The sequence below is a fragment of the Streptomyces sp. F63 genome, assembly GCF_018070345.1.
In the GTDB taxonomy this organism is placed as follows: domain Bacteria; phylum Actinomycetota; class Actinomycetes; order Streptomycetales; family Streptomycetaceae; genus Streptomyces.
The window spans coordinates 22,796-37,657 of sequence record NZ_JAGPXX010000026.1; the positions used below are offsets into that span (position 1 = coordinate 22,796).

12 protein-coding genes are annotated in these 14,862 nt (G+C 74.6%); 9 read left to right on the forward strand and 3 right to left on the reverse strand.

The genetic code is table 11. The annotated features are described in order from the left end of the window. Nucleotides 1–12 precede the first annotated feature (12 nt). From KBZ10_RS22170 to KBZ10_RS22180, 3 genes are all read left to right on the forward strand, one after another. Nucleotides 13–1,479 (forward strand): acyl-CoA synthetase, encoded by a 1,467-nt coding sequence (locus tag KBZ10_RS22170; RefSeq protein ID WP_374223400.1) that lies wholly within the window; start codon nt 13–15, stop codon nt 1,477–1,479. 116 nt (nt 1,480–1,595) lie between these two features. Continuing rightward, nucleotides 1,596–2,471 carry a MurR/RpiR family transcriptional regulator gene (locus tag KBZ10_RS22175; protein ID WP_210989451.1) on the forward strand — a complete coding sequence of 292 codons (876 nt, stop codon included), beginning with the start codon at nt 1,596–1,598 and terminating at the stop codon, nt 2,469–2,471. 187 nt (nt 2,472–2,658) lie between these two features. After that, nucleotides 2,659–3,249, forward strand: a complete 591-nt coding sequence (locus KBZ10_RS22180) for a hypothetical protein (RefSeq protein WP_210989501.1) — start codon at nt 2,659–2,661, stop codon at nt 3,247–3,249. Nucleotides 3,250–3,425: 176 nt separating this feature from the next. On the opposite strand, the gene KBZ10_RS22185 is transcribed toward KBZ10_RS22180, so the two are convergent. Both KBZ10_RS22185 and KBZ10_RS22190 read right to left on the reverse strand, forming a co-directional pair. Continuing rightward, entirely contained in the window at nt 3,426–4,799 is a 1,374-nt protein-coding gene (locus KBZ10_RS22185) for an APC family permease (RefSeq protein WP_210989452.1), read from the reverse strand. Between the two features lie 106 nt (nt 4,800–4,905). Next, nucleotides 4,906–6,384 carry a diaminopimelate decarboxylase gene (locus KBZ10_RS22190; protein ID WP_210989453.1) on the reverse strand — a complete coding sequence of 493 codons (1,479 nt, stop codon included), beginning with the start codon at nt 6,382–6,384 and terminating at the stop codon, nt 4,906–4,908. Between the two features lie 253 nt (nt 6,385–6,637). Here KBZ10_RS22190 and hutU point away from each other — a divergent pair, with 253 nt between their 5' ends. From hutU to hutI, 4 genes are read left to right on the forward strand one after another with little or no spacing between them, the layout of a single operon-like run. Continuing rightward, nucleotides 6,638–8,320, forward strand: coding sequence for a urocanate hydratase (gene hutU, locus KBZ10_RS22195; protein ID WP_210989454.1), 1,683 nt, complete (start codon nt 6,638–6,640; stop codon nt 8,318–8,320). Continuing rightward, the gene (locus KBZ10_RS22200; RefSeq protein WP_247702789.1) at nt 8,317–9,573 is read left to right on the forward strand and encodes an allantoate amidohydrolase; all 1,257 of its coding nucleotides are present in this window, start codon (nt 8,317–8,319) and stop codon (nt 9,571–9,573) included. The genes hutU and KBZ10_RS22200 overlap by 4 nt, the downstream gene beginning before the upstream one ends. Further along, entirely contained in the window at nt 9,564–11,045 is a 1,482-nt protein-coding gene (locus KBZ10_RS22205; protein WP_210989455.1) for a formimidoylglutamate deiminase, read from the forward strand. Before KBZ10_RS22200 ends, KBZ10_RS22205 begins: the two co-directional genes overlap by 10 nt. Further along, nucleotides 11,042–12,325, forward strand: a complete 1,284-nt coding sequence (hutI, locus tag KBZ10_RS22210; protein WP_210989456.1) for an imidazolonepropionase — start codon at nt 11,042–11,044, stop codon at nt 12,323–12,325. Before KBZ10_RS22205 ends, hutI begins: the two co-directional genes overlap by 4 nt. Before the next feature lie 236 nt (nt 12,326–12,561). On the opposite strand, the gene KBZ10_RS22215 is transcribed toward hutI, so the two are convergent. Continuing rightward, on the reverse strand, nt 12,562–13,554 hold the full coding sequence (locus KBZ10_RS22215; protein ID WP_247702790.1) for an RNA polymerase sigma factor SigF: 993 nt from the start codon (nt 13,552–13,554) through the stop codon (nt 12,562–12,564). A gap of 236 nt (nt 13,555–13,790) precedes the next feature. Here KBZ10_RS22215 and KBZ10_RS22220 point away from each other — a divergent pair, with 236 nt between their 5' ends. Then, entirely contained in the window at nt 13,791–14,171 is a 381-nt protein-coding gene (locus KBZ10_RS22220; protein WP_210989457.1) for an STAS domain-containing protein, read from the forward strand. Nucleotides 14,172–14,352: 181 nt separating this feature from the next. Continuing rightward, nucleotides 14,353–14,841: an ATP-binding protein gene (locus KBZ10_RS22225; RefSeq protein WP_210989458.1), complete on the forward strand. Its 489-nt coding sequence runs from the start codon at nt 14,353–14,355 to the stop codon at nt 14,839–14,841. The last annotated feature ends 21 nt before the right edge of the window (nt 14,842–14,862 follow it).

The window sequence follows — 14,862 nt, forward strand, 5'->3', positions numbered from 1 at the left end:
CTGCTGTCCGCCCTGGCGCCCTCAGGAGGCCCGTCCGGCGGGGACCGCCCCGACGCGCTGACGGTCGACGGACGGCCCTGTTCCCGGGAGCGGCTGCTGGCCGCCGCGGGTGCGGTGGCCTCGCGGATCGCCGGGGCCCGCGCCGTCGCCGTGCACGCGGACACGTCGCTGGAGACGGTCGCCGCGGTGGTCGGCGGGCTGCTGGCGGGTGTGCCCGTGGTCCCGGTGCCGCCGGACGCCGGCCCCGCCGAACGCGGGCACATCCTGCGCGACTCCGGTGCCGAACTGATGCTCGGGCGGACGGGGACGGAAGAGGCCGCGGGCGCGGCGGCCGGTGGCGCGCCGGGCGGCGCGGAACGGGGTGCCGGGGCGGGCACCGGGCCGGCCGCGGGAGACCTGCCGTCCGTGCCGTCCGTGCCGTTCCTCCCCGTGGATCTCGCCGAGCGCTCGGACTGGAACGCGCCGGAGCCCGGCGCGGACGTCACCGGACTGATCCTCTACACCTCCGGCACCACCGGCGCCCCCAAGGGCGCGCTCATCCCGCGCCGCGCCGTCGCGGCCGGTCTGGACGGGCTCGCCGGCGCCTGGCAGTGGACGGCGGACGACACCCTGGTGCACGGGCTGCCGCTGTTCCATGTGCACGGCCTGGTCCTCGGCGTGCTGGGCGCGCTCCGCACGGGCTGCCGTCTCGTACACACGGGCCGGCCGCTCCCGGCGGCGTACGCGGCGGCCGGCGGCAGCCTGTACTTCGGCGTGCCGACGGTCTGGTCCCGGATCGCGGCCGACCGGGACGCCGCCCGCGCGCTGAGCGGCGCCCGGCTGCTGGTGTCGGGCAGCGCTCCGCTGCCCACCCCGGTCTTCCGGGACCTCGAACAGCTCACCGGGCAGCGGCCGGTGGAGCGCTACGGAATGACGGAGACGCTGATCACCCTGTCCACCCGCGCCGACGGCGAGCGCCGCCCCGGCTCGGTCGGCCTGCCGCTGCCGGGCGTGCGCACCCGGCTGGCCGCGGAGCCCGGGGCGGAGATCGGCGAACTGGAGCTGACCGGGCCGACGCTCTTCTCCGGCTATCTGAACCGCCCGGAGGCGACGGCCGCCTCCTGCACCGCCGACGGCTGGTTCCGCACCGGTGACATCGCCGCCATCGGCGAGGACGGCCACCATCGCATCGTCGGCCGGGCCTCCACCGACCTGATCAAGTCCGGCGGTTACCGGATCGGTGCCGGGGAGGTGGAGAGCGCCCTGCTGGACCACCCGGCGGTGCGGGAGGCGGCCGTGGTCGGGGCACCGCACCCGGACCTCGGCCAGCAGGTCGTGGCGTACGTCGTGGCCGACGGCCCGGTCACCGAGCGGGAACTGGCCGACTTCGTGGCGGGTCACCTCTCCGTCCACAAGCGGCCGCGGGCGGTCCGCTTCCTGGACGCGCTGCCGCGCAACGCCATGGGGAAGCCGCAGAAGAGACTGCTTCCGCCTCTGTGAGGCGGGGGCGGAGGGGCGGCCGGGGCCGGACGGCCGGGCCTCTGCATAGACTCATACAGAATCATGGTTCGTGAATGGCTCACGCCGAGGGCGCGGGCCCGACGGCGGGAGGCCCGATGTCCGGAACCGGCACCGGGAGGGTGGACGGCGGGGGGACCGCGGCCGGCGCCGCCGCCCGGCTGCAGAAGCTGTTCGAGGGGCATCGGCTGACCCCCACCCAGCGCCGGATCGCGCACTGCATGGTGCGGCGGGCGGCCGACGCGCCGTTCCTGTCCAGCGTGGAGCTGGCCGAACTCGCCGGGGTCAGCCAGCCCTCCGTCACCCGCTTCGCGGTCGCCCTGGGCTTCGACGGCTATCCGGCGCTGCGCCGGCACCTGCGGGACGTACCCGCCGCCGAGCACGCCCCCGCGACCGGCGCGTACAACGCCTACCAGCAGGCCGTGTACGCGGAGATGGAGAACCTGCGCCAGCTGGCGTCGCTGCTCGCCGACCCGGAGCCGGTGGAGCACGCGGGACGGCTGCTGGCCGCGTCGTGCCCGCTTCCGGTGCTCGGGCTGCGGGCTGCCTCCGCGCAGGCGCGCGGTTTCGCGTATTTCGCCGCCAAGGTGCACTCCGACGTCCGGCTGCTCGACGAGGGCGGCACGATGCTCACCGACCGCATCGACGCGGCCCGGCGCGCGGGCGCGAGCGCGTTGCTCTGCTTCGCGCTCCCGCGCCATCCGCGTGAGGTCACCGAGGCGCTCGATCACGCCCGCTCGGCCGGACTGACGGTCGTGACGGTCGCCGACAGCGCCTTCGCCCCCGTGGCCCGCCACTCGGACCTGCTGCTGCCCGCGGCCGTCGGCACCGGGCTGGCGTTCGACACCGCCTGTGCGCCCATGATGCTCGGCCGGGCCCTGCTGGAGGCGATGTGCGACGGGCTCCCCGACGCACAGGCCCGGCTGGAGGAGTTCGATGCCCGGGCCGCCGCGCGCGGGCTCTTCGCCGAGTAGCCGCCGGTCCTCCCGGCACCCGGCCGGGGTGCCGGAGCCGGGCGGGCGGTGTGGGTTTCCTTATCCGTTTTTCATGCCCCCTCACTACAATTCGCCCCTACCGAAACCACATTCGAGGTGACATCGAGCGACGAGGAGGCCGGCAGTGGGGCGCGAGGCGGCGACGACACTGGCACGTGTGGCGGTCATGGTGCGTGTGCCCGCGGTGTGGACGGGGTGGACCGGGCTGGTGACCGCGGCGCTGGGCGCCGCCGTCCCGGTGAGCCTGCTGGGGCGGCGGACCGGGCTGCTCGCGGGAACCGCGCTGCTGCTGCTCGCCGCGGTGGCCGCGTTCGCCGCGCGGCGCGGACGCTACCGGGAGCTGGCGGAGGGCGCGGCGCGCGCCGGGCGGCGTGACTTCCTGCAGGACCGCGCGGTCACCGCCCGGATCTGGCGGCGCGGGCACCGCTGGTGGCTGTGGGCGGCCGCGGCCGCGGCGCTCGGCTCCTCCTTCGTGGCGCCGGCGGCCGGCGGGATGCTGCTCGCCGGGGCCGGTGCCGGGCTGTGGGCCAAGGCCGTGTGGCTCGGCCGCTGGGAGCGGCGGCACGAGGCGCTGCTGTGGGTCCGTCCGGAGTGGGCCGGGCGCGGCCCGGCCGGCAGCGATGTCCGGGGCTACCGGACGACGGGGATCGCCGCGGGCGACGCCGCGCCGGGCGGCGGGAAGCGCAGGGCGGTGCCGGCCGCGGGACGCCCGGCGCCGGCCGCCGGCACCCGCAGGCGCACCGCGGCGGCGGCCTGACGCCGTGACCGGGGGCGGGTTCGCCCGGATGCGCACGGTGCCCCGTGCGGTTGGCGCCGCCGGCGCCGGCACGACACGGCAGGGCGTCGTGAAGATGTTGTGGCAGGGGACCGGGCAAGGAGCCACGAGCCGGTGCGCCCTCCCGGTCACGGCCCGGATGGCCGTCCCGCCCGGCGTCACTCCGGGCGGGCCCGCAGCACCAGCCGGTTGACGGCCCACAGGGCGATCCCGATCAGCAGCAGCACGCCGGCGCGGACGTAGACATCGGCCGCCCGGTCGGCGAGCGGGCCGGCCAGCAGCAGCGCGGTGACGGCGCCCACGACGGGCAGTGCCGTCGGCGTGCGGAAGTGCCGGTGCCCCACCCGGTCCCGGCGGAGCACCAGCACCGAGATGTTGACCAAGGCGAAGACGCACAGCAACAGGAACGCGGTGGTGTCGCCCAGGCCCTCGATCTCGCCCGTGGACACCAGCCCGAGGGTGAGCAGGGTGGTGAAGGCGATTCCGGTGACGGGGGTCCGGCGGATCGGCAGTACCCGTCCCATGGCCCGCGGCAGGATGCGCTCGTTGGCCATTCCGTAGACCAGCCGCGAGGCCATCATCATGTTGATCAGTGCCGAGTTGGTGACGGCGAACAGGGCGATCAGCGCGAAGAGTTCGGGCGGGAAGTCGACCCCGCCCGCCTTCACCACCTCCAGCAGCGGTCCCGTGGAGCCCTCCAGGACGCGGTAGTCGACGAGCAGTGAGGAGATGAGGGCCACGAGCACGTAGATGGTGCCGGTGACGGCGACGCCGATGAAGAGCGCCCGGGGAAAGGTGCGGACCGGGTTCCTGGTCTCCTCCGCCATGTTGACGGAGTCCTCGAAGCCGACGAAGGCGAAGAAGCCGAGCGCGGTCGCCCCCAGCACGCTCGTCATCAGGGCGAAGCCGGTGCCCTCGGCCTCGAACTCGCCCAGCCGGGAGGGCTCCCCGCCGCCCGACAGCACGGCGTACGCCCCGATCCCTATGATCACAAGCAGGCCGCTCAGCTCCACCAGCGTCAGCACGACGTTGGCCTTCACGGACTCCGAGACGCCGCGCAGGTTCAGCGCCGCCAGCGCCAGGACGAAGAGCACCGCGACCAGTGACGGCGGCACGTCGGCGAACTCGCTCATGTAGTCGCCGCTGAAGGCCCGGGCCGCCGCGCTCGCCGAGGACAGGCCCGAGGACATCACCATGAAGGCGACGATGAAGGTCAGGAAGGGGACCTTGAACGCCTTCTGGGTGTAGAGGGCGGCCCCCGCGGCCTTCGGGTACTTGCCCACCAGTTCGGCGTACGAGGCGGCCGTCAGCAGGGCGAGGACGAAGCCGATCACGAACGGCAGCCAGAGCGCGCCGCCGATCTTGCCGGCGACCTTGCCGGTGGTGGCGTAGATGCCGGTGCCCAGGATGTCGCCGACCACGAACAGGATCAGCAGCCTGGGTCCGAGCACCCTTCTGAGGGGTGCGGTGCCGTCCGCCGGACCGGGCGGCGGCGGGGCGGGCTGCCCCGCGGGCGGGCCGGAACTCTGCATGGGACAGGGACTACCCGCTCCGGCGCCGATCTCATCCGCCGTACCGGAGTCCGTGCGGGTGTGCGGGTGTGCGGGTGTGCGGCGGCGCCGTCGGTGCGGCAGCGCGTCAGGGCGGCAGGGCCGTCAGTGCGCCGGGCCGGTCGCCGCCGCTCTCGGCCACGATCTCGTCGAGCGTCTGGGCCGGGCGCACGAGGGCGAAACACACCTCCGAGGGCGTGCACAGAAAGCCGTGGACGGCGGGCCGCGGCAGGCTGTTGTACGCGAAGTGGTTGGAGAAGTAGTACGCGCCGGTGTCGAGCAGAGCGGCCAGATCGCCGCTCTCCAGCCGCGGCAGCGGACGTCCCCGGGCGACCAGGTCGCCGGCGAAGCAGCACGGGCCCGCGATGTCCTGTTCGACCGCCGTCCCGGTCTTCGGCCGCCCCTCCGCGTCGAACGCGGCGACCCGCAGAGGCCAGGAGGCCGGCGCGAAGACCGTGCGGGTGGCGAGCTGGGCGCCGGCGTGGGTGACGGCGATGGGCCGGCCGGCGGCCGTCTTGGTGTACTCCACCCGGGCCAGGACGGTGCCGTGCTTGGCGAGCAGGGACCGGCCGAACTCGGTGACCAGTCCGTACCGCCCGTCGAAGAGGCCGGGTACGGCACGCCGCAGGGCGTGCGCGTAGTCCCGGTGGGTGGGGTGCTCGTGGTCCGAGCCGAAGTTGACGGAGAGGCCGCCGCCGATGTCCAGGGTGGTGATCCGCCGCTGCCCGGCCTCGTCGTTGATCTCCTCCGCCAGCTCGTAGATCTCCCGCACCCCCCGGGCCATCAGCTCCGGCGGGATGCCCTGCGAGCCGACATGGGCGTGCAGGCGCGTCAGCCACGGACGGTCGAGGAACGCGCGGACGAGCCAGGCGCGGGCGCCCTCGTCGCGGAGCGGGACGCCGAACTTGGAGGTCTCCGTGGCGGTGGACAGCGCCTCGATACTGCCGCCGCCGACCTGCGGGTTCACCCGCAGCCCGAGGGGCGAGGAGACCGGTGCCCCGTGAACGAGGGCGTCGATGCGGGCCAGTTCCTCCGCGTTGTCGGCGTTGACGGCGACCCCGAGCGCCAGCGCCTCGCGGAGTTCGGCGACCGACTTGGCGGGCGAGTCGAGGACGATCCGGGAGGGCGGCACCCCGGCCGCGCGGGCCAGCGCCAGCTCGCCGGGGCTCGCCACCTCGCAGCCCAGGCCCTCGTCGGCGAGCAGCGCCAGCACGGGCACCAAGGAGGCGGCCTTGACGGCGAACGCGTGCAGCACCGGGGTGCCGGGCGCGGTGACCTCCTCGAAGGCGGCGCGCAGCCCGGCGGCCGAGGCCCGGATGCCGGCCACGTCCAGCAGCCCGACGACGGGGTGGCCCGGCCCGACCAGACCGTGCAGCACGGCGGCGCGCACGGCCCGGTCCCGGCGCGCGGCGGTCCCGGCGGCCGCCTCCTCGGCGGGGGACCGTCCGGCGCGGCCCGGTGCTGCGCCGCGCGGGGCGGCGTCCGCCGTTCCACGTGGCTCCTCGTGCGGGGGCTGCTCGTACCGCTCTCCGCCCGCCGCCGTTCCGGTGGTGTCACTGGAGGCCATGGCACCACTCCACCACCCGCGGCGGCTCCCTGCCCAGTACCGGCCCGACGGCGCCCTGCTGGGGGTGTGTGCCGGCGCGTGCCCGGGGGCGTGCGTCCGGGTACGCGTCCGGTGGGCGCTCGTCGCCGGCCGTTCGCTCACCCGGGGGGACCGCGGCCGGATGCCCACCCGCTGTTGACTACTTATATTCATGACGTGAGTATGTGAATGAATCAATCCAGTCGGGGCGGAAGCCCAGCAGGGAGGCAGGCCCATGGCGGGACCGCGACCCGTGCGCGCACCGCGCGGTACGGAGCTGAGCGCTCGGGGATGGCCGCAGGAGGCCGCCCTGCGGATGCTGCAGAACAACCTCGACCCGGAGGTCGCCGAGCATCCGGACCGGCTCGTCGTCTACGGCGGCACCGGCAAGGCGGCCCGCGACTGGGACTCGTTCGACGCCATGGTCCGCACGCTGCGCACGCTGGAGCAGGACGAGACGATGCTCGTCCAGTCCGGCCGCCCCGTCGGCGTGATGCGCACCCACGAGTGGGCCCCGCGCGTGCTGATCGCCAACAGCAACCTCGTGGGCGACTGGGCCACCTGGGAGGAGTTCCGCCGCCTGGAGGCCCTCGGCCTCACCATGTACGGCCAGATGACGGCCGGTTCCTGGATCTACATCGGCACCCAGGGCATCCTCCAGGGCACCTACGAGACCTTCGCCGCCGTCGCCGCGAAGCTCGCCGCCCGGGGGCGGGGCGACGGCAGCCTCGCCGGCACCATCACCCTCACTGCCGGCCTCGGCGGGATGGGCGGCGCCCAGCCGCTGGCCGTCACCATGAACGGCGGCGTCGCGATCTGCGTCGACTGCGATCCCCGCGCCATCGAACGCCGGATCGCGCACCGCTATCTCGACGTCCGGGCCGACAGTTTCGAACACGCCCTCCGGCTCGCCGTCGACGCCCGCGACCGGCGCGCGCCGCTCTCCATCGGCCTGCTCGGCAACGCCGCCGAGGTGCTGCCCCGGATGCTCGCCGAGAGTGCGCCCATCGACATCGTCACCGACCAGACCAGCGCCCACGACCCGCTCAGCTACCTCCCGCTCGGTGTCGCCTTCGACGACATGGCCGCGTACGCCGCCGAGAAGCCGGCCGACTTCACCGCCCGCGCCCGCGAGTCCATGGCCCGGCACGTCGAGGCCATGGTCGGTTTCCAGGACGCGGGCGCCGAGGTGTTCGACTACGGCAACTCCATCCGCGGCGAGGCGCGACTCGCGGGATACGGGCGGGCGTTCGACTTTCCCGGTTTCGTCCCCGCCTATATCCGCCCGCTCTTCGCCGAGGGGAAGGGACCCTTCCGCTGGGCCGCGCTCTCCGGTGACCCCCGCGACATCGCGGCCACCGACCGCGCCGTCCTCGACCTCTTCCCGGAGAACGAGTCCCTGGCCCGCTGGATCCGCCTCGCCGGGGAGCGCGTGCACTACCAGGGCCTGCCCGCCCGGATCTGCTGGCTCGGCTACGGCGAGCGCGACAAGGCGGGGGAGCGCTTCAACGACATGGTCGCCGCCGGCGAACTGGCCGCGCCGGTCGTCATCGGCCGCGACCACCTCGACTGCGGCTCCGTCGCCTCCCCGTACCGCGAGACCGAGGCCATGCGCGACGGCTCCGACGCCATCGCCGACTGGCCGCTGCTCAACGCCATGGTGAACGTCGCCTCCGGCGCCTCGTGGGTCTCCCTCCACCACGGCGGCGGGGTCGGCATGGGCCGCTCCCTCCACGCCGGGCAGGTCACCGTCGCCGACGGCACCCCGCTCGCCGGGGAGAAGATCCGGCGGGTGCTCACCAACGATCCCGGCATGGGCGTCATCCGCCATGCCGACGCCGGGTACGAGCGCGCCGAGGAGATCGCCGCCGAGCGCGGCGTCCGCATCCCGATGCGGGAAGGGGAGGAGCCCCGATGACGGCCGCGGCCGGCACCGCCCGCTGGACCCGCGGCGCCTCCTTCCCCGAGATGTGGCGGGATCTCGCCCCCATCGGCCGGCACTCCGCCACCGGCGGCTACCGCCGGCACGCCTGGACGGCCGCCGACGCCGACTGCCGCGCCTGGTTCGCCGGGCAGGCGCGCGCCCGCGGGCTCGTCTGCGAGACCGACCGCAACGGCAACCAGTGGGCCTGGCTCGGCGCCGCCTCACCCGCGGACGTCGCGCCCGGGAGCGCCGTCGTCACCGGCTCGCACCTGGACTCCGTACCGGACGGCGGCGCCTTCGACGGACCGCTCGGCGTCGTCTCCGCCTTCGCCGCCCTGGACGAACTCCTCACCCGCGGCGCCCGGCCCGCCAGGCCGCTGGCGATCGCCAACTTCGCCGACGAGGAGGGCGCCCGCTTCGGCCTGGCCTGCGCCGGCTCCCGCCTCACCACGGGGAAACTCACGCCCTCGGCGGCCCGGGAACTCCGTGACGCCGACGGCACCACGCTCGCCCGGGCCATGGAGCGGGCCGGACACGACCCGGAAGGCATCGGCCCCGACCCCGAACGCCTGTCCCGTATCGGCGCGTTCGTGGAGCTCCACATCGAACAGGGCCGCACGCTGGCCCGTACCGGCGACGCCGTCGGCGTGGCCTCCGCCATCTGGCCGCACGGCCGCTGGCGCTTCGACTTCCGCGGCGAGGCCAACCACGCGGGCACCACCCTCCTCGCCGACCGGCGCGACCCGATGCTCACCTACGCCCACACGGTGCTCGCCGCCCGCGAACAGGCGGCGCGCGCGGGAGCGCTGGCCACCTTCGGCAAGACCGCCGTCGAACCGAACGGCGTCAACGCCATCGCCTCCCTGGTGCGCGGCTGGCTCGACTCCCGCGCCGCCGACGAGGAGACCCTCGCCGCCGTCGTCACCGCGATCGAACGCGCGGCCGCCGAGCGTGCGGAGCTCGACGGCGTGACGGTCCACGTCACCCGCGAATCGTTCACCCCCGTCGTCGAGTTCGAACACGCGCTGCGCGACCGGGTCGCCGCCCTCCTCGGCGGTGCCCGCGTGCTGCCCACCGGCGCGGGACACGACGCCGGCATCCTCTCCGCCGACGTGCCGGCCGCCATGCTGTTCGTACGGAACCCGACCGGCGTCTCGCACTCGCCGGCCGAGACGGCGGGCGAGGACGACTGCCTCGCCGGAGTCATCGCACTCGCCGACGTACTGGAAGGACTGGCGTGCCGCTGACCTACTGGGCGGAGTACGCCTGGCTCGACGGCGCCGTCGCACCCGGCGTCACCATCACGGCGGGCACGGACGGACGCATCGCCGCGGTCGGGCGCGGCAACGGCGCGCCCGGCCCCGCCACCGGCCCCGCCACCGGCCCGGTCACCGCCCCGGCCGGTACTCCGCAGCCGCCGCCCGGGGCCGTGGTGCTGCGCGGGCTGACCCTCCCCGGCCTGGCCAACACCCACTCGCACGCCTTCCACCGCGCCCTGCGCGGCCGGACCCAGACCGGCTCCGGCCCGGAGAACGGCTCCCGGGACGGCGGGGCGCCGCGCTCCTTCTGGGCCTGGCGCGAGGTCATGTACCGGGCCGCCACCCGTCTCACGCCCGACAGTTACCACGCCCTCGCCCGCGCCGTGTACGCCGAGATGGCCCTGGCCGGCATCACCTGCGCCGGGGAGTTCCACTACCTCCACCACGCCCCCGGCGGCACCCGTTACGCCGAACCCAACGCCATGGGCGAGGCCCTGATCGCCGCCGCGGCCGACGCGGGCATCCGCCTCACCCTCCTCGACACCGCCTACCTGGCGGCGGGCTTCCCCGGGGGCACGGGAGGCGCGGGCCGCACCGGCACCCCCCTCGAAGGGCTCCAGCTGCGCTTCGGCGACGGCACCGCCGAGGCGTGGGCGGAGCGCGCCGCGGCCCTCAAGCCCGCGGGCCACGCCCGGATCGGGGCGGCGGTCCACTCCGTACGCGCCGTCCCGGCGGCGGAGCTGCCCGTGGTCGCCGCCTGGGCACGGGAGCGCGGGGCGCCGCTCCACGTCCATCTCTCCGAACAGACGGCCGAGAACGACGCCTGCCGCCGCGCCCACGGGTGCACGCCCGCCCGGCTGCTCGCGGACCACGGTGTCCTCGGCCCGGACACCACCGCCGTCCACGCGACCCATCTCACCGCCGGCGACATCGGCCTCCTCGGCGGCAGCCGCACGGGTGTGTGCATGTGCCCCACCACGGAGCGCGATCTGGCCGACGGCGTCGGACCGGCGGTCCGGCTGCGCGAGGCGGGCAGCCCGCTCTCCCTCGGCAGCGACAGCCACGCGGTCGTCGACCTGCTGGAGGAGGCCCGGGCCGTGGAGCTCGACGAACGCCTCACCTCCGGCACCCGCGGCCACTGGACCGCGGCAGCGCTGCTGCGCGCCGCCACCGCCGGCGGCCACGCCGCCCTGGGCTGGCCCGAGGCCGGCCGCATCGCACCGGGGGCGCTCGCCGATCTCACCACCGTCGCCCTGGACACCGTCCGCACGGCCGGTCCGCCACCGCGGCTGGCCGCGGAGACCGCGGTCTTCGCCGCGACGGCCGCGGACATCCGCCACACCGTCGTCGGCGGCCGCGAGATCGTCCGCGACGGCGTCCACCTGCTCGTGGACGATGTACCGCGGGCGCTGGCGGAGTCCGTGACCGCGCTGCTGGACGGGGACGAGGAGACACCATGAGCCGGACCGGAACGGGAAGCGGAACCGCCGGAGCGGACGGCCCCCGGGAACCGCGGGGACAGCACGGCCCGCGAGGCGCCGGGACGACGCCGGCCCGCGGTGCCGCCGGAACCGGCAGCACCGCCGTCACGGGCATCGCCGTGCTCGTCACCAACGACCCCGCCGCCGGGGAGGGCCCGCTCGGACTGGTGCGCGACGCCGCCGTGGTCCTCGACGGCGGACGCGTCGCCTGGGCCGGACCGTCCCGCCGGGCACCTGCCGCCGACGTCCGCGTGGACGCCGCCGGCCGCGCCGTCATTCCCGGCTTCGTGGACTCCCACTCCCATCTGGTGTTCGACGGCGACCGCACCGAGGAGTTCAACGCCCGTATGTCCGGCCGCCCTTACGCCGCCGGGGGCATCCGCACCACCGTCGCCGCCACCCGCGCCGCGACCGACGAGCGCCTGCACGCGAACGTCGCCCGCTACGTGGCCGAAGCCCTCCGCCAGGGCACCACCGTCATCGAGACCAAGTCCGGCTACGGGCTGACCACCGGCGAGGAGGCCCGCGCGCTGCGGATCGCCGCCGCCCACACCGACGAGGTCACCTTCCTCGGCGCGCACATCGTGCCGCCGGAGTACGCGGAGGACCCGGCCGGGTACGTCGGCCTCGTCACCGGGCCGATGCTCGACGCCTGCGCCCCGCACGCCCGCTGGATCGACGTCTTCTGCGAGCGGGGAGCCTTCGACGGCGAGCAGGCCCGCGCGGTCCTCACCGCCGGCGCGGCCCGCGGCCTCGTCCCCCGCGTCCACGCCAACCAGCTCTCCCACGGCCCCGGGGTGCGCCTCGCCGTCGAACTGGGGGCCGCCTCCGCCGACCACTGCACGCACCTCACCGACGAGGACGTGGACGCCCTGGCGCAGGGCGGGACGGTGGCGACCCTGCTGCCCGGCGCGGAGTTCTCCACCCGCGCCCCCTGGCCGGACGCGCGCCGGCTGCTGGACGCGGGCGCCACCGTCGCGCTCTCCACGGACTGCAACCCCGGCTCCTCCTTCACCAGTTCGATGCCGTTCTGCATCGCGCTGGCCGTTCGGGACATGGGCATGACGCCCGACGAGGCGCTGTGGGCGGCGACGGCCGGCGGCGCCGCGGCGCTGCGCCGCACCGACGTCGGCCGGATCGCCCCGGGCGCGCGGGCCGATCTGGTGCTGCTGGACGCGCCGTCACCGGTGCATCTGGCCTACCGGCCTGGCGTCCCGCTGGTCTCCGCGGTCTGGCGGCGCGGCGAGCGGGTCCACTGACCCGCGCCACCGCCGGCGGCCGCGTACGCTTCCGCGCCCGGCTCCGGGCCCGTCATGCCGAAGGGCCCGGCCCCGGGCGGGGACGAACCCTTCACGATGAGACCGCACGGCTCGGGCAGCGCCGGAACGCGGCGGCGGGGCGGAGCGGAGTGGGCGGGGCGGAGGGACCTCACGGCGAAAGGACCTCGCGGCGAAGGACCTCACGGCCGGACCGGGGCGGCCGGCCCGCGGCCGGGTCACTCCTCGACCATCAGCCCCTGGCGGAGCCGGCCCAGGGTGCGGGACAGCAGCCGGGAGACGTGCATCTGCGAGATGCCGAGCTCCTCGCCGATCTCGGACTGCGTCATATTGGCCGTGAAGCGCAGGGAGAGGATCTCCCGGTCGCGCGCCGGAAGTTCGGCGATCAGCGGCTTGAGCGACTCGATGTACTCGATGCCCTCGATGCCGTGGTCCTCGTAGCCGATGCGGTCGGCCAGGGTGCCCTCGGTGTCGTCCTCCTCGGGCTGGGCGTCCAGCGAGCTCGCGGTGTAGGCGTTGCTCGCGGCCATGCCCTCGACCACTTCGTCGTTGCTGATGTCCAGCCGCTCGGCGAGTTCGTCCACCGTGGGGGCCCGGTCGAGCTTCTGCGCGAGCTCGTCGCCCGCCTTGGCCAGGTCGAGCCGCAGCTCCTGCAGCCGCCTGGGCACCCGCACGGACCAGCTGGTGTCGCGGAAGAACCGCTTGATCTCCCCGATGATCGTCGGCATCGCGAAGGTGGGGAACTCCACGCCGCGGCTGAGCTCGAACCGGTCGATCGCCTTGATCAGGCCGATGGTGCCGACCTGGACGATGTCCTCCATCGGTTCGCTGCGGGTGCGGAACCGGCCCGCGGCGAATTTCACCAGGGCGAGGTTGAGCTCGACGAGCGTGCTGCGGACGTACGCGTGCTCGTGGGTGCCCTCCTCCAGCCCTTCCAGTCGCGCGAAGAGCGTCTTGGACAGGTTCCGCGCGTCCAGCGGCCCCACCGTCGCGTACGGCGAGGACGGGATCGCGGAGGACCCGGGCTGCCCCGGGAGCCCGGGCAGGGCGGTCGCGGGGGCGTACGGGGCGGGGGAGGGCGAGGAGTCGGCGGCGAACTCCGTACCGGTCACCGCCGCCGTCGCGACCGCCGCGATCCCGGATGTCTCGTGGACGAGGCCGTATGCCGGGGGGTCGTACACGGAATGCGCTTCGTCGAGCTGGGGTGACATGGTTCCTCCGTCTTTCATCGGCGTACGGCTGCCGAAGCCGATCTCTTCCTGCGGTGTGCGGCGCCTCCGAGCCGACCGTGGGCCTACCTGACTCTTCTAGCCCTACCCGCTTCCATGGGACCAAAGCAAGGACATATTGTCCGTATTTGTGCTTTTCGTGGGGAAGTTCGACTACCAGTCGATGTATCGAAGGCGTAGTCTTCGCCCTGCCGTCGCCATTAACGGAAGGGGTGCGCATGGACCGCGGGATGGTCGGCAGTACCAGCAAGGGCCGGCTGCATGTCGAGGTTCGTCACCACGGCCCCACCGCTGTCGTGACACCGGCGGGTGAGCTCGATCACCACACCGCCGAGGTGCTGCGGGAGCCGCTCGACGCATGCATCGACCAGGGGCGGGTCCGTCTGGTGGTCGACTGCTCCCAGCTGGAGTTCTGCGACTCGACCGGCCTGAACGTCCTGCTCGGTGCGCGACTCAGGGCGGAGGAGGCCGGAGGCTCCGTCCATCTGGCCGGAATGCTCCCCGTCGTGGCGAGGGTCTTCGAGATCACGGGTGCCGAGGCGGTGTTCGCCGTGCACGACAGTGTGGAGGAGGCGCTCGCCGACTCGCCCACCGACTGAACCCCCTTCCATTGCCCGCCTCATTCATGGGAGAAGTGTTACGCGCGTCACACCACGCGATTCGAATATCTCGAATAAGTGGGTGTTCCCCAGGAGAGGTCGGGCAGGAGACAGCTGAATCTGATGAGAGCGTCGGGTATCCATAACCTGTCTATCGGCGAACCGGTGAGGTGAAGCGCTGATGAGCACCACTCGCCCGTATTCGCCGGGCGATCATGGCCCGGATCCGGGCGATGCGGCCTCCACCCCTCTATCCGGCTTCGGACAGGTCCGCACGCTGCGCCTGGAAGGCGCCAGCGGCATTGTTCCGACCGCGCGTGACTTCACCCGCCAGGCCCTCCACGACTGGGGCTGGCTGCCGGCCGGCTCACCCGAGCAGCGGGCGGCCGCCGAGGACGTCCTGCTGGTCGTCTCGGAGCTGGTGACGAACGCCTGCCTGCACGCCGAGGGCCCGGAGGAACTCCGGCTCGGCAGCGCCGGCAAAGTGCTCCGGCTGGAGATCGACGACCGCGGTGAGGGCTCTCCCGAGCCCCGCACCCCGCACCGCGCGGGCCGTCCGGGCGGGCACGGCATGTTCATCGTCCAGCGGCTCTGCAAGCACTGGGGAGTCGAACGGAATCCCGATGGCGTGGGCAAGACCGTCTGGGCGGAGCTGACCGCTCCGCAGTGACTCCGGCACACAGCGCGAGGC